Origin of the sequence: Archangium minus, from assembly GCF_044360475.1 — a bacterium.
GTDB classification, from domain to species: Bacteria; Myxococcota; Myxococcia; order Myxococcales; family Myxococcaceae; genus Archangium; species Archangium minus.
The window spans coordinates 13,084,987-13,107,382 of sequence record NZ_CP043494.1 but is presented as its reverse complement, the minus strand read 5'-3'; the positions used below and the strand labels follow the sequence as shown (position 1 = coordinate 13,107,382).

The following is a 22,396-nucleotide window of genomic DNA, read 5'->3' as shown; positions in this document are numbered from 1 at the left end:
CAGTTTCCGGTGAGGCAGGACGCGTTTCGTGGGCTGGCACAAAATGCCTGTAAAGTCTCTGCACGGCTGCATTCCATGAGCGATTCCGAGCAATCGGGAAGTTCCGTTGTCACCGGTTGGCGTTAGGATTTGAGCTTGGCGCGCATGGAGCGGGCCGGGGGGTGGTGATGATGCAGCCCAGAGGGATGATGGGGTCCTCGCTGGAAGGGGCGCACTCCGGAGAGGCAGGGGCCTGGCCACGGCTCGTTCTGCGGGAGCTCAAGCTGAGCTGGAGGTTCACCGGGGGGGATTCCACGTCCGCGGTGGTGCCGGCGATGCTGTTCCTCGGCGCGGCGTGCGCGCATGCGCGGCTGCCGGTGGGCGAGCTGCTCGGCACGTTGGGCCAGGGCGCGCTGTACTTCTGGCTGTTCGCCTATGTGTTCTGTCTGTCTAATCAACTGGTGGGGCTGGAGGAGGACAGGCTGAACAAGCCGCACCGGCCGCTGGTGAGCGGAGAGGCGTCGGTGCGCGGGACGCGCTGGCGGTTGGTGGCGTGCGCGGGGCTTTTCGCGCTGGTGGGGTGGGGGTTCGGCGTGTGGCGGTGGGCGCTCTTGTGGCTGCTCATCACCGTGCTGCACAACGAGGGCGGAGGGGCGCGGCGGTGGTGGGCGAAGAACCTGTCCATCGCGGTGGGGGTGGTGTCGCAGCTCGCGGCGGCGTGGGAGCTGGCGGCGCCGCTGACGCCGGCGGTGTGGCGGTGGATTGGCGTGCTCGCGTGCGTGGTGTTCTGCCTCGTGTCACTCCAAGACTTGCGGGACTTGGAGGGGGACAGGGCAAGCGGGCGCAAGACGTTCCCCCTCGTGTTCGGGGAGCAGCGGACGCGCTACGTGCTGGCGGGGCTCTTCGGGCTGCTGCCGGCGGTCATCCACCAGGTGCTGATGATGCCGCTGGGGCTGACGCCGGCGGTGGTGGCGTTCGACGCGGGCCTGGCGCTGCTGAGCTGGGTCATCGCCGCGCGCGTGGTGGGCTGGCGGACGCCGGCCGCGGACCACCGCACGTACCTGCTGTTCACCTACTGGTACTGCCTGGCGCTGCTGAGCACCTTCATCCTGCTCTGAGGCCCCGGGAGGCGCACCTCAGCGGGTGCGGTCCCGTTCGCGCAGCAGCTTGGAGACGGCCTCGAGCATCTGCTCGATTTCAAAGGGCTTGGGCACGAAGCGGAGGTCCGGCGTGAGGAGGCTCTTGTCGAGGATGCCGGCGCTCATCACCACGATGGGGATGTGCCGGAAGGCCTCGTTGCCACGCACCTCGCGAATGAGCGCGTGCCCGTCCATCCGGGGCATCATCAGGTCGGTGATGAGCAGGTCCGGGAGCTTCTCCGCCATGGCGGCCAGGGCCTGCCGGCCGTCGTGCACGACGCGCACGTCGAAACCCTCGTCGCTGAGGATTTCCGCCAGCACATTCGCGATATCCGGCTCGTCGTCGACGATGAGCACGTGACTCATACGTCTTCTCCGGAGCCTTCCGAGGGAGGTCGCTGGGGCGGGCGTGGCGGGCTGGAGCCGCGCGCGGAGGCTCCCTCCTTCCACTGGGTCATCTGGTCGAGCACTGCCTCGGCGCTCTCGAACGTCCTCGCCACTTCGAGACCCCGTGCGGAGATGTGGAACTCGCGGATGGACGGGTCATAGCCGCTCTCGCGCACCTTGAGGATGGAAATGAGGCGGTGGAACTGCGAGCGGAGCTCCACATAACGGACGAAGAGGATGTTCTCCACGGACGCGGACAGGCTCACGGGGGGAATGCCGCGCTCGAGCCCTCCCATGGACGTCTCCAGGGTGAGGGCGGTGGTCACCCCCAGCGCGCGCAGCTCGTTGCTGAGCGCGGCGAAGAAGGTGGTGAAGCGCTCGGGGTGCGCCACGGCCTGCCGCAGTCCGTTGGCACCGTCGATGAACAGCCGCTGGACCTGCTGGCGACGGATTGCCTCCAGGAGCTGCTCGGCGAGTACGTCGAGGAACTGCTCCGTGGGCTCATGCCACTGCACCTCCAGCCGGCCGGCCTCGACGTGCTGGCGCAGTCGCAGGCCCACGCCCTCGGCCTTGGAGATGAGCCGGTGAGGTGTTTCGTAGAAGCCGAAGTAGAGACAGTTCTGCCCGGCCCTCAGCCCCTCTTCCAGCAGGTGCAGTCCGAGCAGCGTCTTCCCACTGCCGGGCGGTCCCATCAGCGCCGTCACGGTGGCCGGGGGCACACCTCCCTCCAGCATGTCGTCGAGGGCGGGGATGCCGAAGCGACTCTTGTGCAAGGGGACGGGGGGGAGCTGCTCCTTCGTGAGCGGGAGCGACTCGCGGCGCGGGTGGACGGTGAGGCCCGAGGTGGTGATGTCAAAGAGGTGCCGGCCGCTCAGGTGTGCGCTGCCCCGGTACTTGTGGACCACCAGCTCGCGCGCCTGCCGCATGCCCACCGCGCGCTGGTCGAGCTCGAGGATGCCGTCGGCGATGAACTCCTCGAAGCTCCCTATGCCTTGTTGCTTGGAGGAGATGAGCAGCGCCGTGCAGCCCAGGAGGGTGAAGAGGGCGCCGAGCTCCCGCAGGAACTTGCGGTAGGCGAAGGGCGACGGGGCCAGCTCGGAGATGGCCGTCATCGAATCGATGATGAGCAGGGAGGGGCGGTGGGTGCGCACGGCCTGGCTGAGCATGGAGTGGAACCGCTCGAGCCCGCCCTCCTCGAGTGCTGACACCCCGCTCAGCAGGGTGATGCGGCTCTGGATGAGCGAGCGGTCGAAGAAGGAGAAGCCCTCGAGGTTGGACAGCAATCGACCGTGGGATTCGGAGAAGGAGGTAACATAGAGGATGTTCTCGCCCGCGATGGCGCGGTGGAAGGCCAGCTGGGAGCAGAGGACTGTCTTGCCCGTGCCCGGTCCGCCCGTGACGAGGTAGATGGCACCTCGCAACAGCCCGCCGTGGAGCACCGCATCCAGCCCGACCACGCCCGTTGTCAGGCGGACGCCCTTCTCTCCAGTCGTGTTTCCCACCGTGGATGATTCCTCCTGGGAGCCCCCATGTCCGGGAGCTCGCCCATGACCTCCGAGCAATATGGGCGGGGCAGGAGGAACTCAGGACTCTATCCCCTACCGGCCCACCGCTCGGCTGGTCGCCAGGTCCACGGGGGGCCGTGTCACTACCCACTTCCGAGGCGTACATGGGGCGGCTGCCCTCGTTGGGCTGAGGGGCACGCTGTGGTGCTGGTGCCGGACAGGCGCACGGAAGTCGGGGCACCGTCCGATGTAAGCGTGTATATGCTCGGCGGGACGTATGAGCGCCCTCGTGCTGGCGGCGCTTGGATGAGCCTCCCAGATGAGGGAGCTGGAGAGCGCGATGGCCCTGCCGTTCGACACGTTGACGATTCAACGCTTGCGAGGTCTCCAGGATGTGGAACTGGCGGGACTCGGGCGGGTGAATCTGCTCGTGGGCGGCAATGATTCGGGCAAGACGTCGGTGTTGGAGGCCCTGTCGCTCTACTGCAATCCGCTGGATCCAATGCAGTGGGTTCACGTGGCACATGGGCGCGATCCCCTGATGTCCCTCTCGGACCCCTTTTCGGTTTCGGAGGTCACGAGGTGGTTGTTTCCACAACATCCGGCTCCGGGTACCCACAAGCTGGGTGAGAACCCCATAAAGTTGGCGGCAACCGGGAAGATTTCCGTTCGCAGCGTTCAGGCGAGTTATCTCGGATTGACGGGGATTCAGTCCAGACGAGTGGAGTCCCGACGCGTCATGCGGCTGGGGGTTGGCGTGGGAGAGCAGGAGCTGGAGCCGGCCGGGGATCGCCACGGGGCCAGGCTCCAGATTCGCATCGGGACGAGGGATGCGGAGTCCCGCAATTATTCTTTCACCCTCTGGGATGATGGAGAGGTGTCGCCACTGGGCGGCGCGGATGCCGCGTACTGGCGTGTGCCTGTCAGGCTCGTGAGTCCTCCAGACCATTGGCTGGGGTCCTTGTCGGTCAGGAGCTTCTCCGAACTGCGCCTGAGCGGGCTCGAGGAGTCCGTTCGCGTGCTCCTGAAGGCCATCGACCCACGCATCGACGGCCTGGAGGTTCTGGCACCCAGCGGCGAGGCGGTCTTGTATGTGAGGGACACGGCCGCTGGGCTCATCCCCTTGAGCATGTTCGGAGATGGGATTCGCCGCACGCTCCTCCTGGCGCTCGTTCTGCCGCAGGTCAAGGGCGGTGTGCTCTTGATCGACGAGCTGGAGACGGCCATCCACGTCTCGGCGCTCGGCAAGGTGTTCCGTTGGATGCTCGAGGCCTGCAAGCAACATGACGTCCAGCTCTTCGCCACGACCCACAGCCTGGAGGTGGTGGATGCCATCCTCGGCGCTGATGACACCCGGGAAGAGGACATCGTCGGCTTCCGGCTGGAACGTGGAGAGGGTCGTACGTCGGCCCGGCGCTTTGGCGAGGATCTGCTCAAGCGCATGCGTTACGAGCGCGGGCTCGACGTGAGGTGAGCATGCGGTATGCCTATCTCGTGGTCGAGGGCCCTCACGATGTCGAATTCGTCGGGCGCCTGCTGAAGCCTCATCGCTTCAAGCGTGAGAACAACGAGTCACGCTTGGACCCATACTGGAGGCCACTGGTCCCCACGAAATTCCCCTATGGCGGAGACCTGAGCCGGCGTGTCCCGGTGCCGACGTTCTTCGTGTCCGATACAGTCTCGGTCGCGGTGCATGCCTCCGGCGGTGACTCGGAGATTGCGAACCGGGTGGAAGAGACACTTCAAGCCGCCCTCGTCGCTCCTCCAGATGCTGTCGGAGTATTGCTGGATGCCGATCGGGACAAGCCACCGGTGGAGCGTTTCGGCGAGGTCCGCCAGGCATTGCAGGCCAAAGTGAACCTCGTCGTGCCCGAGCAGCCTGGGCAGGTGTCCACCGCCTCTCCCCGGTGTGGAATCTTCGTCCTGCCGGACAACGTGAATCCCGGGACCCTGGAGTCTCTGCTGTTGGAATGCGCGGACATTCCCTATCCGGCCCTCCTCTCGGATGTTCGCGCGTTGGTGTCCAGGGTGCAGACGGGCGCGTATTCGCTGACTCCCGATGACTTGAAGGACTTCAACAAGCCCGCCGGGGCACACAAGGCCATGGTGGCCTGTATGGCGGGCATCTTGAGGCCGGGAAAGGCCATCCAGGTGTCCATCCAGGACAACCGGTGGTTGGAGGGCGCGGCGCTGGAGCTACCACGCATCGCAGCCCTGAGGGAGTTCCTCCGGGTTCTCTTGATGCTTCCTTGAGGGCTCAGCGCAGCTCGAGCGTTCGCACCATCTCGTCGAGGACGGCCTTGTTGGCCTCGTAGTCGAGCCCGCGCACCGCGAGGGTGCTGGCTCGGACGACGGTGTCCCCATCGCCGACGGCGTAGAGGTACTCGCGAGTGCCCGGGGGGAGCAGCGGGGAGTCCGCGGTGGCGCGCAGCTCCAGGCGCACGGCGGGGTGGCCAGCGAGGGTGAGCCGCTCCTGGAGGAGGACCTCGGCGCTGGAGCCGGTGCTTCCCTCGACGAACGTCTCGAGCGGCACGGGCTCGCGCTTCACGGAGACGGCCACGAGGGGCTCCTCGGTGCCGGCCTGCACCTCGAAGGGCGTGGGGTGGAAGAAGCGGCAGGGCTCCACGCCATTGCCGGTGTTCGTCTTCCACGCGGAGGGATGGGCAATCGCGTACTGGCCCGCGGGGTTGGTGCACCGGGTGAGCGAGGACGTCGAGGGACGCGTCGCCTCTACACCCTGGCGCGCGCACCCGCCGGCCGCGAGCACGCAGAGGGCGAGGGGGAAGAGCCGTTTCGAGAGCATCATCCGCCTTGCCATACCTCCAGCCCGAGGGGCCGCCTGGGAGAACGCGCGCGACGTTTCTTGTGGCTGACATATCCGGCCCCCCTTCCTGCTCGTACCAGGGCGGGTGGGGCGAGGGCTCCGTGCGCTCCAACGTCCATGCCTCCAGCGAGATGCCCAGGTTGACCTGGAACCCCTCGAGAGGAGAGCCACCATGGCACAGGTAGAGACGCAGCGAGGCGTGCTCCAGCCCTTTCTTCCCACCGACACGGGCCAGCTCACGGAGGAGATGAAGGGCTGCATCAACAATTGTTTGTCGTGCTCGGCGGTGTGTTTGCAGACGGTGACGTACTGCCTCCAGAAGGGGGGCCGGCACGCGGCGTCCGACCACATCCGCCTGCTCCAGGACTGTGTGCAGATCTGCAAGACGAGCGCGGACTTCATGCTGCGCGGCTCGCCGCTGCACACCCGCACCTGTGGCGTCTGCGCCGAGGTGTGTGACCGGTGCGCGACCGAGTGCGAGAAGATGGGGGATGACGCGGTGATGAAGGCGTGCGCCGAGGCGTGCCGACGCTGCGCGGAGTCCTGCCGGAAGATGAGCGCGATGGCCTGAGTCCTCCGCTGGCCTCCGGACGCACCTGGCGCCGACCTGTCCAACAGTCGGACAAGTCGCGGAACCTTGCGCCCGGAGGGGACGCCTTCAGTGTGACGAGGCGCCCTCGCTCTCGCGGAAGAGGAAGGTGATGCGACCGTTGGGCTCGAGGAAGGCCTTGCGCACGGTGCGCAGGTCATCCCGGCCCTGGCCGCGCAGTTGGCTGAGCAGCTCCTTCTGGGAGATGTGCGTCTTGCGCAGGTTGTCGTGGACCAGCTCGCCCTCGTGAACCAGCTCGAGTGGGCGGCCCTCCAGGAGGCGAGCGGCGTGGCGGTCCCGGAAGGACAACCAGGAGAAGAGCCGGTCCCAGGCGCCCAGCGTGGACAGGGCGATGAAGCCCGTGGTGAGGCTGTCGTCGTCGCCCACGAGCGTCCTGCGCAGACACACGGTGAGGAGGAAGATGAGCGCCAGGTCGAAGGTGGAGTAGCGCCCCAGCTCCTTGCGCCCGAGCAGCCGCAGGACGAGCTGGGAGAAGAGGAACACCAGGGAGACGCGGAGGATGACCTCCAGGGGGTTCATCTCCGGAACCCACATGGCGTGCCAGTCGATGGGTTTCATGGAGGGAAGCTGCCCATGCGAGCGCCCCCTGGCATCCACTCGCCGCCACCTCTGCCGGGCTGCCGGGCGGGCACGGGCGTTCCCCGGGTGGCCAGGAGCGCGCGGGCGTTCCTACGGTGAGGAGCGCACGGAGGCGAGCATGGACGAGCGGAACGAGCGGGGAGCGAGCAGCTCCATCCTGTCGGAGCTGATGGTGCAGGGCCGGCGGGTGGCGCGGGCGGGCCTGACGCGGGCGCGGGGGGAGATGAAGCAGGACGCGCGCGACGTGGGGAAGGGCAGCCTGCTGCTCGGGGCGAGCGCGTGGATGGGGATGACAGGCTTGAGCGCGCTGGTGCTGGCGGCGGCGATGGCGATGCCGAGGAACCCGGTGCGGGGTGTGCTGCTGGCGGGACTGGGGTTGCTCGGAGGCTCGGTGGCGCTGGGGCTGGTGGGGCTGCGGGCGCTGCCGGAGGAGCCGCTGTCCCAGACGAAACAGGCGCTGAAGGAGGGGGCGGCGGTGCTCAAGGAGAACCTGAGCTGAGCCACCCCCTTCCCGATAGCGCTCAGCTAGCGCTCAGCGACAGCGCTCAGCGCACGAGCAGCGGACGGAGGGTGCGATGGGCGATCTCCAGGCCCGTCTTCACCTTGTCCTCGGTGCCACCCCAGACGGGGTCCTCGTGCTCGACGGAGAGGACGCCGTCGAAGCCGCCCTCGTACATGGCGTCGATGAGGCGCACCCAGTCCACCTGCCCGAGCCCGGGGACGCGGTAGCGCCACCAGCCCACGTCCCAGGGGTTGTCGCGCTCGCGCGTCTTGCCGAAGAAGCCGTAGCGGTTGCGGCGCTCGGGGAAGAGCTGCACGTCCTTGGCCTGCGCGTGGGGGATGCGGTGCAGGTACGGCCGCACGGCCTCCACGGGGTCGATGCCAATCCACATCAGGTGGGATGGGTCGAAGTTCAGGTACAGGCCGATGGAGAACATCCACTCCCAGAGCTCGGGGGAGTAGGCCAGGTTCCCCGGGTAGCCATCCGGGTGCCAGCCCTCCATCACGCAGTTCTCGATGATGACCTTGACGCCCTTCTCGCCGGCCCGGTCGACGATGGGCTTGAACACCTCCTCGGCCACCCGGAGGTTCTCCTTCACCGACTTGGTGGGGTCCCTCCCGACGAACGTCCCCACGGTGGGGCAGCCCAGGAGTCCAGCGGCGTCGATGCAGCGCAGCACGTGCTGGTTGATGTCCCGCCGCAGGACCGGGTCCGGGTGGAGGTTGTTGTCGTAGTAGGCGAGCGACGACAGCGTGAGGCCGTGCTGACGGAACAGCGTCTGGACGCGCTCCACGTCACCGGAGCCGAAGGACTCGGCCTTGAGGTGGGTGGCGGTGAAGGGCCGGTTGCCGAGGGCGGGCCAGGCGGCCACTTCCAGCGCCTCGTAGCCCTTGGACTTCGCCCAGGTGACGATGTCCTCGAGGGACCTCTGCGGCAGACACGCGGTCAGGAAACCGAGCTTCATGCGGGCACCTCTACCCAGGACTGGGTGCGAGCGGACGCCAGGACGGCGTCGGTGATGCGGGCGGCCCGGACTCCGTCCTCGAAACGGGGGAGGCCGTCGGGCTCACCGCCCGCGATGGCGGCGTAGGTATCGGCGACGAACAGGTCGAAGCAGTCATGGTAGCCCTGCGGATGGCCGGCGGGCAGTGGCGACAGGCGAGCGGCGGGCGCGGCCAGGTGGCTCGGGTCACGCAGGACGAGCGACGGGCCGGAGCGGCGGCCAACCCACAGCGACTCGGGCTGCTCCTGGTCAAAGGCCAGGGCGGCGTCGGCACCATCCAGCTCGAACCACAGCCGGTTCTTCCGGCCGGGGGACACCTGGCTGATGACGAGCGAGCCCACCGCGCCCAGGTGCGTCTCGAAGTGCACGAGCGCCACGTCCTCGGTGCTGACGGTGACGGGACGCCCGGGGCCCTGGCCGGCGGCGAACGCGTTGATGGCCTGGCGGGCGAGCCGCTGGGCCACCGTCGTGGACAGCCGAGCGGAGACGCGGGTGATGCGATGGCCGGAGACGAACTCGACCAGGTCGCACCAGTGGGAGCCGATGTCGGCGAAGGCGCGCGAGTCGCCGCCGCGCTCGGGGTCCACCCGCCAGTTCCAGTCATCGGGCGAGGCCAGCCAGTCCTGCAAATAGGTTCCGTGCAGGAGGCGGAGGGGCCCGGTGGCGCCGGACTGCACCTGGGTGCGGGCCTCGCGGACGGTCGGGTAGAAGCGGTACACGAAGGGCACGGTGGCCACGCGGCCGTGGGTCCGAGCGGCGTCGAGCAGGCGTTGGGCGCCGGCGAGGCCCATGGCGAGGGGCTTCTCGCACACCACGTGCTTGCCCGCCTTCAAGGCCGTGAGCGCCAACGGCTCGTGGAGCGCATTGGGCGTGCAGATGTGCACGACATCCACGTCCGGCGCGGTGACGAGCGCCTCGGCTGACTCGAAGTGCCGCTCAGCGCCCAGCTCCTGGGCCGCCTTCCGGGCCGACTCTGGGCTTGAGGACGCCACTCCCACGAGGTGGGCTCCGGCCAGCCGGGCCGACCGGGCGTGCACTCGCCCGATGAACCCGGTCCCCGCGATCGCTACCCGTAGCTGCTTGGACATACGCCGGATGGTAGGGGGACTTTGCTCGGCGAACAAGCAGAAGTCCCTATCATCCGGGCGCTCCTGTCCTGCTCAGTGTATGAGAAACCGTGGACTTTCATCGCTTTTCAAATGAAGCCTGGGGTCTCTATTCTGCCGAGGGTGAAGACTTCCACGCGTCATGTCTCATCGCCGAGCCCCGCCACGACGGGGGAGCTGCTCCAGTTGGTGCGCGAAGGCCGGGCGATGTCCCGAGCCGACCTGGCGCGAGCGACGGGGCTGGCGCGCTCGACCATTTCGCAGCGCGTCGAGGCGCTCATTGCCCACAAGTTGCTCACCGAGTCTGGGGAGGGGCCGAGCACGGGCGGGCGTCCGCCGATGCGGCTGGCGTTCAACGCGCGAGGGGGCGTGGTGTTGGCGGCGGACCTGGGGGCCACGCACTGCCGGCTGGCGGTGACGGACCTGGCGGGCGAGGTGTTGGCCGAGCAGGGGGCCGAGCTCGCCATCGCGCGAGGGCCTGACGAGGTGCTCCCGTGGATGCTGGACCGGTTCGACGAGCTGCTCCAGGGCGCGGGCTGCACGAGGGCGGAGGTGCGGGGCGTGGGAATCGGGGTGCCGGGTCCCGTCGAGTTCGACGAAGGGCGAGCCGTGAGTCCGCCCATCATGCCGGGGTGGGACGGCATCCGGATTCCCGAGCGGGTGCACCCGCGGTTCCCGGTGCCGGTGCTGGTGGACAACGACGTGAACCTGATGGCGCTGGGCGAGTACGGGGCGGTGTGGCGCGACCAGGTGGAGGATCTGCTGTTCGTGAAGGTGGGGACGGGGATTGGCTGCGGCATCATCGCGAGCGGGCGGGTCCACCGGGGGGCGCAGGGCACGGCGGGGGACGTGGGCCACATCCAGGTGAGCGATCACTCGGGCGAGGTCTGCCATTGCGGCAACGTGGGCTGCGTGGAGGCGCTGGCGTCGGGCTCGGCGCTGGCGGGGCAGCTGCGGGCGCTCGGCCTGAGCGCGGCTCACAGCCGGGACGTGGTGGAGCTGGCCCGAGCGGGACAGCGCGACGCCGTGCGGTTGATACGGGCCGCGGGGCGCCGGCTGGGTGAGGTGTTGGCGGGGGCGGTCAATCTCTTCAACCCCGCGGTGATAGTGATTGGCGGCGACATGGCGCACGCGCACGAGCACCTCTTCGCGGGGGTGCTCGAGGTGGTGCACCGGCGCTCCACCCCGCTGGCCGCGCGCAACCTGCGACTGGTGGCGAGCAGCCTGGACGACCGAGCGGGCATCATGGGGTGCGCGCTCGGGGTGTTGGACGAGGTGCTCGCGCCGTCGGCCATCGACGCGTCCCTGGCTCAGTACACGGAGTCGGGGAAGTAGAACTCCTTGGCGTTCTCCGGCGTGATGAGGTGCACGTCGAGCTTGAGGAGCCGCTGCGTCTGGCCGGCGGCGCGCTTCTCCTGGAGCTGACTCTTGTCGATGCGCAGGTGGGCGGGAATCTTGTCGGCGATGGCCTTCTCGTTGCCATCGCGCAGGTTGGCCACGGCGAGGTCGATGCTGGCGGCGATCATCGCGGGTGGGTAGGTGATGTCGGCCGGGTAGAGGGGATCCTTGTCCATGACGCGCTTGACGATGTCCTTCATGCCGCCGCCGCCGAAGAGCCACATCTCGTTCTGACGCCCGGCCTCCTTGATGGCCTTCTCCGCGCCCAGGGCCATGTCGTCATCGCTGGCCCAGACGGCGTCAATCTTCGGGAACTGGGAGAGGTAGCTCTGCATGACCTCGAGCGACTTCTGCTGGTTCCACATGCCGGGCTGGGCCGCGAGCACCTGGATGCCAGGGTTCTGCTTGAACACCTCCATGGCGGCCTCATAGCGGTCGGTGTCCACGGTGGAGGGGATGCCGCGGAGGATGACGACGTTGCCCTTGCCGCCGAGCTTCTGGACGATGAACTCGGCGCTCTTGCGGCCGAAGGCCTTGTTGTCGCCCTCGAGGAAGACATCGGCCACGGGCTTGAGGAAGCCGCGGTCCACGTTGACGATGAAGATGCCGCGCGCCTTGGCCTTCTCGGCCACGGGGGTGATGGGCGCGGACTCGGTGGCGAGCACCACCAGCCCATCCACCTGCTGCGCCATCATGTCCTCGATGTCGGACGTCTGCTTGCCGGGCTCGTTGGCGGTGGCGAGCACCCACTCGACGTCCGGGTACTCCGACATCTTCTTCTTGGCCCACCAGCCGACGCCCGCCGCCCAGCCGTGGTCCGCGGCTGGAATGGAGATGCCGATCTTCAGCTTCTTTGCCGCCGCGGGCGCCTGCGCCGTTTCGCTCTTCTCCTCACTCTTCTTACAGCCCGGCAACACCAGGACGAGGGACAGCGCCGCGAGCATCGTGAACAGCCGCTTCATGCGTGGACTCCTCCGTTGAGTTCTTTCGTTACAGCCGCTCGGCGCGCTGGAGCAGGACCGCGCCGATGATGATGACGCCCTTGACCAGACCTTGCAGGTACACGGAGACCTGCAAGAGGTTGAGCATGTTCCCCACCACGCCGAGGATGAGCACGCCAATCACGGTGCCGGCGATGGTCCCAGCGCCGCCGCGCATCCGCGTGCCACCGATGACGACGGCGGCGATGACGTCCAGCTCATAGAGGAGCCCCGTGCCCGAGCTGCTCACCGAGTTCATGCGGGACGACAGCAGGGCGCCGGAGATGCCGACGCACAGTCCCAGCAGCGAGTAGGTGAGCAGCTTGACGCGGTTGACGGGGATGGCGGAGTAGACGGCCGCGCGCTCGTTGCTGCCAATGGCAATCACATACCGGCCGTAGCGGGTGAGGTTGAGCAGCACCCAGGCGGAGGCAGCGAGCAGGAAGAAGATGACGACGGGCCAGGGGAACAGCAGGGGAATGGGCTCGGGGGCGCGGGGGGCGATGTTGGTGCCCGGGATGGCGAGTCCGCCCGTGCCGAGCGCCTTGAACCACTCGGCGCTGGCGGAGCGGAACTCACCGCCATCCGCCAGGGCGAGTGCCAGGGAGCGATAGGCAGCCAGGCCTCCGAGCGTGGCGATGAAGGGCGCCAGCTTGCCGCGGGTGATGAGGGTGCCATTGAGCACACCGGCCACGGCGCCCAGGGAGATCATCACGGCGAAGGCCACGGAGGCAGCGGAGAGCTCACCCCACCCCTGGCCCATCAGGTGGTTCATCAGCAGGATGCCGAGCCCGCCGAGGAACGCCACGAGCGAGCCCACGGACAAGTCGATGCCCCCGAGGATGATGACGAAGGTCATCCCGACGGCGATGATGCCCACGAAGGACCACTGCCGCAGGATGTTGAGCAGGTTCTCGGGGCTGATGAAGGTGCTCGAGCCCTTGGTGGACCACTCGATGAGGATGGTGCCCACGATGAGGACGAGCAGCGCCACCGCCGGCACCCACCACGACGGCAGCGCTCCCATCCACTCCCGAGGCGTGGGCCTCGCCTGTCCCTGAACCAGCGCTCCGGTGTCGTTCGTCTCGCTCATGGTGTTTTGTCTCAGCCTTCTGTTGCGTGCGTGCTGGCTGCTCGACTCAGGCGACGCCGGCGGCGGCATGCATGAGTGCCTCTTCGGTCGCGGTCGCGCCGTCCTGGGTGGCCACCAGCCTCCCCTTGTGGAGCACGGCGATCCGATGACACATCCCCAACAACTCGTTCATCTCGGAGGAGATCATGATGCAGGCCATGCCCTGCGCGGCGAGCGCCTGGAGCAGCCGGTAGATTTCCTCCTTCGCCCCGATGTCCACGCCGCGCGTGGGCTCATCGACGATCAGCACCTTGGGGGCCATCTCGAGCCACTTGGCCAGTGCGACCTTCTGTTGATTGCCACCCGAGAGGGTCTCGACCGCGCGCCGGGAGCTGGCGACCTTGATGCGAAGCTTCTCGATATGTCCGCGCGTCGCCTGGTCTTCCGCCGGGAGATCAATCAACGAGAGCGGCGTGCGGCAGTACTTCCGGAGTGACACCAGGGTGGTGTTCTCGGCGACACCCATGCCCAGGACGAGGCCGGTGCCCTTGCGGTCTTCCGACACGTAGGCGAGCCCCGCGGTGGCGGCCTCCCGGACGTCGCGGATGGACAGGGGGACACCATCGATGAGCAGCTCGCCACGTCTCGGCCGGAGCCCCATGATGGCCTCGGCCAGCTCGGTCCGGCCCGCGCCAATCAAGCCGGCGAAGCCGAGGATTTCACCCTGGCGGACCTCGAAGCTCACGTCGTGCACGAGCCCGGGGACACTCAGGCCGCGCACCGCGAGCCGCACCTGCGAGCCATGGGGCTGACGCGGGGGGAAGTGCTCGCTCATGGGCCGGCCGACCATCATGCTCGCCAGCTCGCGCTCTCCGAGCGTCTTGATGCGCGGCCCGTCCACCGAGGCCACCGCGCGCCCGTCACGCAGGACGGTGATGCGATCGCAGACCTGGAGGACCTCGGGCAGCAGGTGCGAGATGTAGACGATGGCCACGCCCTGCTGCTTGAGCCGCTGGATGAGGGCGAGCAGGGCGCGCGTCTCGCGTTGAGTGAGCACGGCGGTGGGCTCGTCCATGATGAGCACCCGCGCGTCGGTGGACAGCGCCTTGGCGATCTCCACCATCTGCTTCTGGGCGAGCGAGAGGGTGCGCACCTTCCGCTCTGGCTCGAGCGGACAGTCGAGCGCCTTGAGCAACTCGACCGCGCGCGCGTTCGTGGCCTTCCGGTCGATGAGCCCGCGCCGCACGTGCTCGCGGCCGAGGAAGATGTTGTCGGCGACGCTGAGCTCCTCCACGAGGTTGAGCTCCTGGTGGATCATCGCGATGCCGTGGCGCTGGGCCTCGCTCGGGCCGCGGAGGGCCACTTCGCGCCCCTGGATGAGCACCCGTCCCGAGGTGGGCTGGTACACGCCCGAGAGGATCTTCATGAGGGTGCTCTTGCCGGCCCCGTTCTCTCCCACGAGCCCATGAACCTCGCCGGCCATGAGGGACAAGGTGACGCCGCCGAGCGCCTGCACACCGGGGAAGAGCTTGGTCAGCTCCTCGACGCGGACGAGCGGTATGAGCTCTCCCTCCGGCGCGTGCTGTGTCCCGACCAGTTTGTTCATGGTCCGAACAAACCTACCCCGGACCCACGGGACAGTCCCGAGAGTCCCGACATCTCACGTGCATGGAATGTCCGATAAAAGACACTGGAGGGACTGTGGACAGGCGGGCAGGCGGCGGAACTTGTCACTCGCGGTCCGAGGGGTGCCCGTGCATTTTGGGGGGATGCTCCAGAACACACCGACCCGAGAGTTTGGCCCCGAGTTCGTCTTGGACCTGGAGGACCCCGCGTTCGCCCAGAATCCGTATCCCACCTACAAGTGGCTGCGAGAGAAGGCGCCGGCGTACCTGTGGAAGCCGAGGGGAGGGGCGTACGTCTTCAGCCGGCACAAGGACGTGAGGGCGCTGGTGGTGGATCGCCGGTTCAGCAACGACTACCGGCTGTGGGAGTTCGCGCCACGGGAGGAGGAGTGGCCGCCCGAGCATGCGGAGTACAAGAAGATCCAGGACGCGGGGCTCTTCAGCTTGCCGGACGCGGACCACACGCGGGTGAGGCGGCTGGTGAGTGGAGCGTTCTCGCCGAGGGCGGCGGAGCGGATGAAGGGGGAAATCCAGCGAGCGGTGGATGAGATCATCGCGGCGAACGTGAAGGGAGACCGGGTGGATCTCACGACCATCACGGAGCCGCTGCCGATGCGGGTGATCAGCGACATGCTGAAGATTCCGGAGCACCTGCGGGCCGAGTTCCGAGCGTTCGGACTGGCGCTGATCCGCAGCTCCATCCTGTTCAACAAGCAGGAGGAGGTGTTCGCGCTGATCGCTCCGATGCCGAGGTGGCTGAAGATGCTGCGCGAGGTCATCGCGGAGCGCCGGGCGAACCTGCAAGAGGATGACCTGCTGAGCGCGCTGATCACGGCGCAGGAGGGTGGGAGCAAGCTGACCGAGGACGAGATGATCTCCCTGGTGCAGGCGCTGATCACCGCGGGGTCGGACACGACGGTGCACGCGGCGAACTGGGCGCTGTACAGCCTGCTGAGGCACCCGGAGCAGCTCGAGCAGCTGCGAGCGGAGCCGGGGCTGATCCGCAACGCGATCGAGGAGAGCCTGCGCTACGACCTGTTCGGGAAGGGGGGCGTGCCGAAGTTCGCGAAGGAGGAGATGGAGTTCGGGGGAGTGAAGCTGCGCAAGGGGCAGATGGTGATTCCGTTCATCCCGGCGGCGCTGCACGACCCGGAGGTGTTCCCGGAGCCGGAGCGCTTCGACATCAAGAGGGACGTGAGCCAGACGATTGCGTTCAGTGCGGGGCAGCACTTCTGCCTGGGAGCGGCGTTGGCGAGGCAGGAGCTGGACATTGTGGTGGGGACGCTGGTGCAGCGGTTCCCGAAGATGAAGCTGGAGAGGGAGCCGGAGATCAAGGCGCACCCGATCATGAGGGCGATGGCGAGGCTGGACGTAACGCTGAGCTGAAGAAGCCCAAGGACCCGCGGAACTCCCCTCTCCCTCTGGGAGAGGGCGAGGGTGAGGGTATGTCCCTCCCCGGGTTCCACCAGGAGCGAGTCCCGCGGGCCTCAAAGAGCCGGCCGAAGTGAGTTGCCGCGACAGTGACGAGCAAAGCACCGCACTGGAGCAAACGACGCTGCTGCGGGGAGCACCAACATGACCACAGTTGTGCCAGCCGAGGCCCGCTATGCGCGAGCCTTCATTTCCGCGGATACGAGCGGCGGCAACGCCACCTGGGTGTTGCCGGTGGGGACTGCGCCGGGTGCCGCTGAGGCGGCGCTCGACAAGGCCCGGATGCTGGCGCGCGAGAGTGGTGTGGAGGTGACGCTCGAGGAGGCAGGCCGGGACTTCCGGTTCATCGCGCCGGAGGGCGAGCTAAGCCTGTGCCTCCACGGCCTGTTGGGGGGCCTGGCACTCGCTCGACGCGAGGGGCGCATCGCGGGAGAGGATCGGACCGTGGAGGTAACGACCCCCTCCGGAGTGCTCACAGCGCGGGTCAACGCAGTGGACGCCGGCACCTTCGAGGTTTCGGTAGAACTGGGACGCCAACTCCTGGTCCCGGTGGACGCAGGGCAGGAGCTGCGAGCGACACTGGCCGCGGCGCTCGGGCTCACGCAGGAGGATCTGCCCGAGCGACTGTGGAACGCGGGTGGAGCGCGCCTGAAGACGCTGATTCCGCTGGAGACACGTGAGCGATTGGCGGCGATGCACGTTGAGCCCGGGGCTATCGACCGTATCGCCGCCCAACTGGGCTGCACCGGCGTCTACGCCTTCTGCGTCGAACGCGCGGACGCGACCGGTGCGCACCTTGCCGCGCGTCAGTTCCCGGCCGGCATCGGCATCGTCGAGGATCCAGCCACGGGAGGTTCCGCCGCCGCACCGGCCTTGTGGCTCAGGCGGGTCGGGGGACATCCCAGACTCAATCGCCTGACAATCTCTCAAGGCGAAGACATGGGACGGCCGTGCCGCCTGGTGGTGGAACGCTCGGGCGAGGACGACGCGATGGGCTGGTGGGTGGGGGGGCGTGTCGTGCTGTGAGCCCCCGTACTTCCGTGTGATTCCAGGGCTAGGATTTTCAGCCCCGGTGGTTTGCTGGGGAGGTGGGGCATGTCCAGCCGTCTTATTGATTCGCGCTCGAAAGGCGCGTGGCACCGCCTCCGAGTGGGGGCATGGGTTCCTTTGAGGAGAAGGGAAGCGCGGCGGCTGCATGCGGAAGGCGTGATGCGACACGGGACTTCGGCGCTTCGTGGACCAGGGGCGTACCTTGGCCCTGTCCTCCTGGCCCTCGGCGTACTGGTGCTGCTGGGAGGGTGCGCTACGGGCTATCCACGGGGGAATCTGCTGAGCGGCTTTGGCATGCACTCGCGGTCCCCTGCGCTCCGCTCTGGTGCCGGGCTGCAGCCGTCGGCGTCTCCTCTTGCGCGGGTGGATATGGCGGGAAGCGGGGGTGGCTTTCCCGGGCAGGGTGTAGACGCATCACAAGGCAGGTTCCAGGGGGTGCTTGCTCCCTTTCTGGCGTGCGCCTCGCCTGCGGAGTTCATCGAGCTTCAGCGCGGAGTGGACATGGCCCGGCTGGTGGAGGGGCTGGATGACTGGTCCGCTGTGCGGCTCGGAGCGCTGGGTCCTGTGCGTGCGGGTGCCGACGTCCTCAACCGCAAGCGCGCCGCCTTCCTCGTCACTGTCACTCGGGAGTATGGCGCCGCCCGAGCTGAGCTGTTCGCCCTCTTCCTCATCCACTCGGCCTTCGACGACGACCTGCAGCAGGTTCTTTTCCTGTTGGCCCGAGACAAGCAACTCGGAGACACGCTGGGACGCATGGGCGCTGTCCGCGAGGTGCTGCGGCAGCGAGGATTGAGTTTTTCGGACTACAAGGACCGGCCCGAGCGCCTGGGTGACGTCGGCCGCGGACTGGTGAGCGCCGTCGACGAGGCCCTTTCCACCAGCGAGCTGGTTCGGGGGGCCCTGGCCATGAAGTACTCCGCGCAGCGCGGACAACTGCCTCCGCCCTACCAGGAGTTGCTCGACGAGGTGGAGCGGGCGGAGATGGAGGCGGCTTTTTCGCCGGGCAACGTGTTGCTGGGCGGCTTCGACAGGCTGACGTTCGGAGTGCCGGTGGGCTTCTACAACCTGGTGGCAGGCACATGCCATGGGGTGTACTCGCTGTCGGAGGGTCACTACGAGCAGGCCACGCGCGAGCTATCGGCCGCGGTGGTGCTGGTGTCCTTGTACGCAGGAGGCAAGGGCCTGCGTGGCTTCTCCGAGGCGAGGGGCGCCACGGGCACCCGTTGGGTTCGGATAGGGCAACTCCAGGTACCGGAGTTGGGCTTCCAGGGACTGGCGCAGGTGGCGGAGCGTCTGCTGAACCGGTTGGGCGGGGAGGGCATCCGCCAGCTGGCCAGGTACATGCGGGCCAACCGGGAGGCGGCCCTGCTGGTGTACGAGGGGGGAGAGACGGGTGCCTTGGCCCTCTACGAGGCGAGGGGTGATGTAGCGCGGGCCCAGGCCTGGCTGTCAGAAGCGAAGTCCGGGCGCTCGGCCCCCACGTCGACGAGGGCCGCGGCTGGGAGGCGTCTCGGTGGCGCGGCTTCGCTGGTGGATGAGGCGGTGGGCCTCCCCCGGGAGGTGGTGGAAGCCAGGCTCGTGCAGGTGGAGCTCGACTCGGCGGGCCCTCGTCTGCCTGGGAACGTGGCCATGTTGGAGAAGCAGCGTCCCTCTCGCGACACACCGCCGCCAGGAGCCCAGGGACAGCTGCTTTGGAGCGAGTACGTCACCTATTGGGAAAACCGCCTTGCGGAGCTCCATCAACACAAGGCAGCCAAACCCCCCCTCACATGGGCGGGCTACGAGCAGATGCGCGGGCTGTTCGCCCGAGGGCTCGCCTTCGAGCGAGCTATGATAGACCTGCTTCGCGCCGATGCGGACCTTCCACGAGCGCAACGCCGTTTCCTCAAGGAGTTCAACCAGCCCCGCATCGAAACGTACGTGGGGGTTGCGAAGCCAGGCACTCCGGGTGTCCGCTTCGCGGACGTGCTCGTCATGGAGAAGCAGCCGCCTGCCGGTCAGCCGTCCCGCGTGGAGACATTCAGCTTCAAGAGCCGCGAGCTCAATCAGCTCGAGGGCAGGGCGCTGGAGACTCAGATGAGGGGGGATGCGAACGAAGCCTTGCAGTACTACGGCGGGATGTTGGACATCCGCCGGCCTTCCCTGGGTCTTCGCGGTGCGCAGGTGCAGGTCCAAAGGGTCCTTCTCATCTATGAAGGCGGCGTGCTCACCCCGGACCCACGCGTATTGAAGAAGGCCGCGAACGCGGTTGAAGAGAATCTCAAGGGCGTAGAGGTGCTGTTCGAATGAAGGCGCTGAAGTTCCGGGACTTGAACGCGGAGGACCGTCTCAGGCTCTTTTTTGAGGGTGCTCTCGACCGTCAGCCCGCGCTCGAACGCGAACTGGAATCCTTCCTCCAGTCACTGGAGGGGTGCGCGGACCATTGGATGCCGGACATCGTCGAGGGCAAGCGGCGACGCAAGTACTCCCGCGCGGCTGTCTGGAGGGCCCTGGAGGAGGAGCGCGACGCATTCGGTTCAATCATCGAGTTTCGTCGCACCGAATGGCCTGCCCTGTTGCTGACGCTCGCGCTCCGGTCTTCGCGAGAGCCTCCCGCATTGGACATCAGCCTGGACGTGCAACCCCTCTCCTTCTTCGCGGAGACGAAGCGTTGCGGCGGATTCGTGGACATGGTCCGTGCCTGGGCCTCACGTTACCTGGTCACGCATGCCTGGGCCCACAGCATGGCGGATGATCAGTTGTCGGGAGCTCCCAATTTTGGCCGCGACGATGAGACCACGCGGCGGGATGGATTCGACAAGGTCTACGAGGTGTACTGGCTCAATGTCTTCGGCCCGAGGTTGGTGGAGACGGTTGGTCGCGAGCGCATGCTTTCCACCCCGGCCCACCGGGTGGAGGCGCTCCCCAACGGCTCCATTCTCCTGGTGACCTGGCCCACCGCCGCGGACATTGCCTCCGAAGAGGCACGCCAGGCCCAGGCCCGGGCGCTCGTCCATCTCCGTCCGGAGCTGGACTTCGATACCGTCATGCGGACCCTGCGCGAGCGCAGCGCCACGCTCGCCCCCGTGACGCCCCGCTACCACCCGGACGTGGAGCCTCTCCTCACACGCGCGGTGGATGGCTTCGCCATCGGTGAACGCCAGCGCACGATCGCCGAGCTCAACGCCTGGCAGCCGCCCGAGCCGGAGGAGTGGCTCCCTGCCGATGCCGCGCTGCCCTCCGATGTGGAGGAGCCGGACGGCGTCCTCGAGAACTACGGCTACCTCGCTGAACGCCTCGTGGCGCTCCTTCACTCCAGCGTGCCCTCGGTTTTCAAGGTGACCCCCGAGTCGCTCACGGACACCGACGTCTACTTCTGGTCCGAGGACTTTCCGAAGACCCGCCTGCGAGAAGTCATCGACGCGCATGCGGTGCCGGCCGTGGGCGCGTATTTGGGCGAGGTGTTGGTGCGGAACCTGGGAGGGCAGTGGATACCGCGCAAGAAGCGCGAAGAGGCACAGGTCCGCGTGGGCAACCGCGTCTGGTTTCCTTTCGTCCGGGCTCACCGCTACATGCGCTCCCGCCAGTCACTGCTGGACTACTCCCTCACGCAGCTCTACCGCGTGGCCGAGCGCCACCGCTCATGAGGGCTATTCGGTTTTCATGTGCGAAGTGGGTGGCGCGGATGGCGATACGGGGGCTTCTTCCAGGGTGCTACAGCTGCACCGACTGATGCATGGACTTCGTCGAACCCTTGGGCTCTTGAGCCTTGGGCTCTCCTGGTCCCTCGGCTCTCTCTATGTCCTTACTCTTCAGGTACGCGAGTGCGAAATTATCGATGAACTCCTCAATCCGCCCGGTCACTGATCTGGCGAAGACCCCTCGCCCGGCGTAACCCATAGCTCCATCCGAACCTGTCGTTGCCGATGCAACCCTGGCGTGACCTCCCTTGATGAAGGGCGATTCTCGTTCAATCCGGACATGCTGTCGGAGTTCCACCTGCACGGTGTATGCAAAGAGCATCTCGTCTGCGATTCTTATCGTGGTGACCCGAACGTAGAGAAACGGCTGTCCCTCCTGTTCAGCGGATGGTTTCAAGATGGGGATCCCGGCCTTGCGTAAACGCAAAGCAACGACGGTCTCCAGTCGTTCCCGAGTGAGTCCGGCCTGTAATGTGTCCTCATCCAGGTCTTCGACCAACACACTGATTCCTTCAAGGCCGAAGAAATATGAGAAGTGGTGGGACGATGCCCTCAAGGTGAAATGGAAGTACAAGGGTGCACAGAGCCTCATCGACCAGGCGAAGCGGCAGAGCCGGCTGGCGGGAGGGCTCCGGGTGCGATGGTATGTGGCGGAGTCCCGGATGGTGGCCATCCTCAAGAAGCTGTTCAAAGAGAACAACATCAAGGGGATAGAGGTTGTGCACACAGCGCCGCTGCCGCCATGAGGCCAACGAGAAATGACGGAGACCTACTACGCAGGCGTTTACTGGGGTCGCCGACAGGAGTCAGCCGAGGACTGCGCTCGTCGCGCGGAGCTTTTCTTCCGTCTCCTTGCGGAGTGTCATCCGAGCTATGCGCGCTGGTACGAGCAGCAAGACTCGGAGGCGGCGGAGGTCCCGCTCCAGTTGGCTCCTACGCGCGAGTTCTTCGTGCGCCTTTTTGAGAAGGAGGAGTACCGGAGCGACGGTGGTGGCTTCCGTTTCGGCGCCTGGACGGGTCACGAGGCGCAGGACCAGGGCGGCATGGTCCTGATCTTCTGTGGAGCACACGCTGAAGGAGCCTCGAATCACCTTGTTCTCTACTTCCCGGAGGAGTCGCCTGGCAGTGAGCGGATGCTCACGTTGCCAGTGCTCACGGGAGTGATGCGGGCGATGGCGCTGGCATGGGAGCCGGAGTGGGGGGTCATCGTCTCGGGGGACTTTCGGGACAACATTTCCGAAGAGGGGTCCGCCGGTTCCTTCATGGGTTGGGTGACGTACTTCTCGCGCGAGCGTGGCGAACTGCCGGGTCTGCCAGTGCGGGTGGAGCCGGTGGAGGACAAGGGCATGCTTGTTCTTCTGACTCCCGAGCGTCTCAGTGGAGGAAACCCAGAGCACCTCGCACTTGGTCGCCGCGTTCAGGCGCTGCTCGCGGAGCGGGGATTGCTCAGAGAGGTCGGCGAGCGGTGAGATGAGTCATTTACTCCACAGGTGCCAGCACGCACGGTTTCCTCCCTCGCCGGGCCG

22 protein-coding genes are annotated in these 22,396 nt (G+C 67.1%); 12 read left to right on the top strand and 10 right to left on the bottom strand.

Annotated elements, in window-relative coordinates:
* The first annotated feature begins 167 nt into the window (after positions 1 to 167).
* Positions 168 to 1,097 (top strand): UbiA family prenyltransferase, encoded by a 930-nt coding sequence (locus F0U60_RS54205; protein ID WP_395812403.1) that lies wholly within the window; start codon positions 168 to 170, stop codon positions 1,095 to 1,097.
* 18 nt (positions 1,098 to 1,115) lie between these two features.
* On the opposite strand, the gene F0U60_RS54200 is transcribed toward F0U60_RS54205, so the two are convergent.
* Positions 1,116 to 1,484 carry a response regulator gene (locus F0U60_RS54200; RefSeq protein ID WP_395812401.1) on the bottom strand — a complete coding sequence of 123 codons (369 nt, stop codon included), beginning with the start codon at positions 1,482 to 1,484 and terminating at the stop codon, positions 1,116 to 1,118.
* Positions 1,481 to 3,007, bottom strand: a complete 1,527-nt coding sequence (locus F0U60_RS54195) for an ATPase domain-containing protein (protein WP_395812399.1) — start codon at positions 3,005 to 3,007, stop codon at positions 1,481 to 1,483. Before F0U60_RS54195 ends, F0U60_RS54200 begins: the two co-directional genes overlap by 4 nt.
* Before the next feature lie 322 nt (positions 3,008 to 3,329).
* Here F0U60_RS54195 and F0U60_RS54190 point away from each other — a divergent pair, with 322 nt between their 5' ends.
* Positions 3,330 to 4,484, top strand: a complete 1,155-nt coding sequence (locus F0U60_RS54190) for an ATP/GTP-binding protein (protein WP_395812397.1) — start codon at positions 3,330 to 3,332, stop codon at positions 4,482 to 4,484.
* Positions 4,485 to 4,486: 2 nt separating this feature from the next.
* Positions 4,487 to 5,263 carry a DUF3226 domain-containing protein gene (locus tag F0U60_RS54185; protein ID WP_395812395.1) on the top strand — a complete coding sequence of 259 codons (777 nt, stop codon included), beginning with the start codon at positions 4,487 to 4,489 and terminating at the stop codon, positions 5,261 to 5,263.
* A gap of 4 nt (positions 5,264 to 5,267) precedes the next feature.
* On the opposite strand, the gene F0U60_RS54180 is transcribed toward F0U60_RS54185, so the two are convergent.
* Positions 5,268 to 5,816 carry a hypothetical protein gene (locus F0U60_RS54180; protein WP_395812393.1) on the bottom strand — a complete coding sequence of 183 codons (549 nt, stop codon included), beginning with the start codon at positions 5,814 to 5,816 and terminating at the stop codon, positions 5,268 to 5,270.
* Positions 5,817 to 6,006: 190 nt separating this feature from the next.
* Here F0U60_RS54180 and F0U60_RS54175 point away from each other — a divergent pair, with 190 nt between their 5' ends.
* Positions 6,007 to 6,405 carry a four-helix bundle copper-binding protein gene (locus F0U60_RS54175; RefSeq protein ID WP_395812391.1) on the top strand — a complete coding sequence of 133 codons (399 nt, stop codon included), beginning with the start codon at positions 6,007 to 6,009 and terminating at the stop codon, positions 6,403 to 6,405.
* 87 nt (positions 6,406 to 6,492) lie between these two features.
* Here the strand turns inward: F0U60_RS54175 and F0U60_RS54170 are convergent, their stop codons facing one another.
* Positions 6,493 to 7,002 carry a DUF421 domain-containing protein gene (locus tag F0U60_RS54170; RefSeq protein WP_395812389.1) on the bottom strand — a complete coding sequence of 170 codons (510 nt, stop codon included), beginning with the start codon at positions 7,000 to 7,002 and terminating at the stop codon, positions 6,493 to 6,495.
* A 139-nt stretch (positions 7,003 to 7,141) separates the two neighbouring features.
* Between F0U60_RS54170 and F0U60_RS54165 the strand changes: the two genes are divergently transcribed.
* Positions 7,142 to 7,522, top strand: a complete 381-nt coding sequence (locus F0U60_RS54165) for a phage holin family protein (RefSeq protein ID WP_395812387.1) — start codon at positions 7,142 to 7,144, stop codon at positions 7,520 to 7,522.
* 46 nt (positions 7,523 to 7,568) lie between these two features.
* On the opposite strand, the gene F0U60_RS54160 is transcribed toward F0U60_RS54165, so the two are convergent.
* Entirely contained in the window at positions 7,569 to 8,489 is a 921-nt protein-coding gene (locus F0U60_RS54160; protein ID WP_395812385.1) for a sugar phosphate isomerase/epimerase family protein, read from the bottom strand.
* Positions 8,486 to 9,616 carry a Gfo/Idh/MocA family protein gene (locus F0U60_RS54155; protein WP_395812383.1) on the bottom strand — a complete coding sequence of 377 codons (1,131 nt, stop codon included), beginning with the start codon at positions 9,614 to 9,616 and terminating at the stop codon, positions 8,486 to 8,488. Before F0U60_RS54155 ends, F0U60_RS54160 begins: the two co-directional genes overlap by 4 nt.
* 225 nt (positions 9,617 to 9,841) lie before the next feature.
* Here F0U60_RS54155 and F0U60_RS54150 point away from each other — a divergent pair, with 225 nt between their 5' ends.
* Entirely contained in the window at positions 9,842 to 10,969 is a 1,128-nt protein-coding gene (locus F0U60_RS54150; RefSeq protein ID WP_395812381.1) for an ROK family protein, read from the top strand.
* On the opposite strand, the gene F0U60_RS54145 is transcribed toward F0U60_RS54150, so the two are convergent.
* From F0U60_RS54145 to F0U60_RS54135, 3 genes are read right to left on the bottom strand one after another with little or no spacing between them, the layout of a single operon-like run.
* Positions 10,945 to 11,994 (bottom strand): ABC transporter substrate-binding protein, encoded by a 1,050-nt coding sequence (locus F0U60_RS54145; protein ID WP_395812379.1) that lies wholly within the window; start codon positions 11,992 to 11,994, stop codon positions 10,945 to 10,947. The genes F0U60_RS54150 and F0U60_RS54145 overlap by 25 nt on opposite strands.
* Positions 11,995 to 12,022: 28 nt before the next feature.
* Positions 12,023 to 13,105, bottom strand: a complete 1,083-nt coding sequence (locus F0U60_RS54140) for an ABC transporter permease (RefSeq protein WP_395812377.1) — start codon at positions 13,103 to 13,105, stop codon at positions 12,023 to 12,025.
* A 46-nt stretch (positions 13,106 to 13,151) separates the two neighbouring features.
* Positions 13,152 to 14,690 (bottom strand): sugar ABC transporter ATP-binding protein, encoded by a 1,539-nt coding sequence (locus tag F0U60_RS54135; RefSeq protein ID WP_395812375.1) that lies wholly within the window; start codon positions 14,688 to 14,690, stop codon positions 13,152 to 13,154.
* Positions 14,691 to 14,853: 163 nt separating this feature from the next.
* Between F0U60_RS54135 and F0U60_RS54130 the strand changes: the two genes are divergently transcribed.
* The 4 genes from F0U60_RS54130 (at position 14,854) to F0U60_RS54115 (ending at position 20,816) form a co-directional block, all read left to right on the top strand.
* Entirely contained in the window at positions 14,854 to 16,095 is a 1,242-nt protein-coding gene (locus tag F0U60_RS54130; RefSeq protein ID WP_395812373.1) for a cytochrome P450, read from the top strand.
* Between the two features lie 189 nt (positions 16,096 to 16,284).
* A complete protein-coding gene (locus F0U60_RS54125) occupies positions 16,285 to 17,166 on the top strand; it encodes a PhzF family phenazine biosynthesis protein (RefSeq protein ID WP_395812371.1) in 882 nt (293 codons plus the stop codon).
* A 459-nt stretch (positions 17,167 to 17,625) separates the two neighbouring features.
* Positions 17,626 to 19,479: a hypothetical protein gene (locus F0U60_RS54120; protein ID WP_395812369.1), complete on the top strand. Its 1,854-nt coding sequence runs from the start codon at positions 17,626 to 17,628 to the stop codon at positions 19,477 to 19,479.
* Complete coding sequence (locus F0U60_RS54115) at positions 19,476 to 20,816, top strand: hypothetical protein (protein WP_395812367.1); 1,341 nt, start codon at positions 19,476 to 19,478, stop codon at positions 20,814 to 20,816. Before F0U60_RS54120 ends, F0U60_RS54115 begins: the two co-directional genes overlap by 4 nt.
* Before the next feature lie 67 nt (positions 20,817 to 20,883).
* Here F0U60_RS54115 and F0U60_RS54110 read toward each other — a convergent pair whose 3' ends face one another.
* On the bottom strand, positions 20,884 to 21,444 hold the full coding sequence (locus F0U60_RS54110) for a hypothetical protein (RefSeq protein ID WP_395812365.1): 561 nt from the start codon (positions 21,442 to 21,444) through the stop codon (positions 20,884 to 20,886).
* Between F0U60_RS54110 and F0U60_RS54105 the strand changes: the two genes are divergently transcribed.
* Both F0U60_RS54105 and F0U60_RS54100 read left to right on the top strand, forming a co-directional pair.
* A complete protein-coding gene (locus F0U60_RS54105) occupies positions 21,428 to 21,616 on the top strand; it encodes a hypothetical protein (protein ID WP_395812363.1) in 189 nt (62 codons plus the stop codon). The genes F0U60_RS54110 and F0U60_RS54105 overlap by 17 nt on opposite strands.
* A 12-nt stretch (positions 21,617 to 21,628) precedes the next feature.
* Positions 21,629 to 22,339 carry an Imm52 family immunity protein gene (locus F0U60_RS54100; RefSeq protein WP_395812361.1) on the top strand — a complete coding sequence of 237 codons (711 nt, stop codon included), beginning with the start codon at positions 21,629 to 21,631 and terminating at the stop codon, positions 22,337 to 22,339.
* Positions 22,340 to 22,396: the final 57 nt, after the last annotated feature.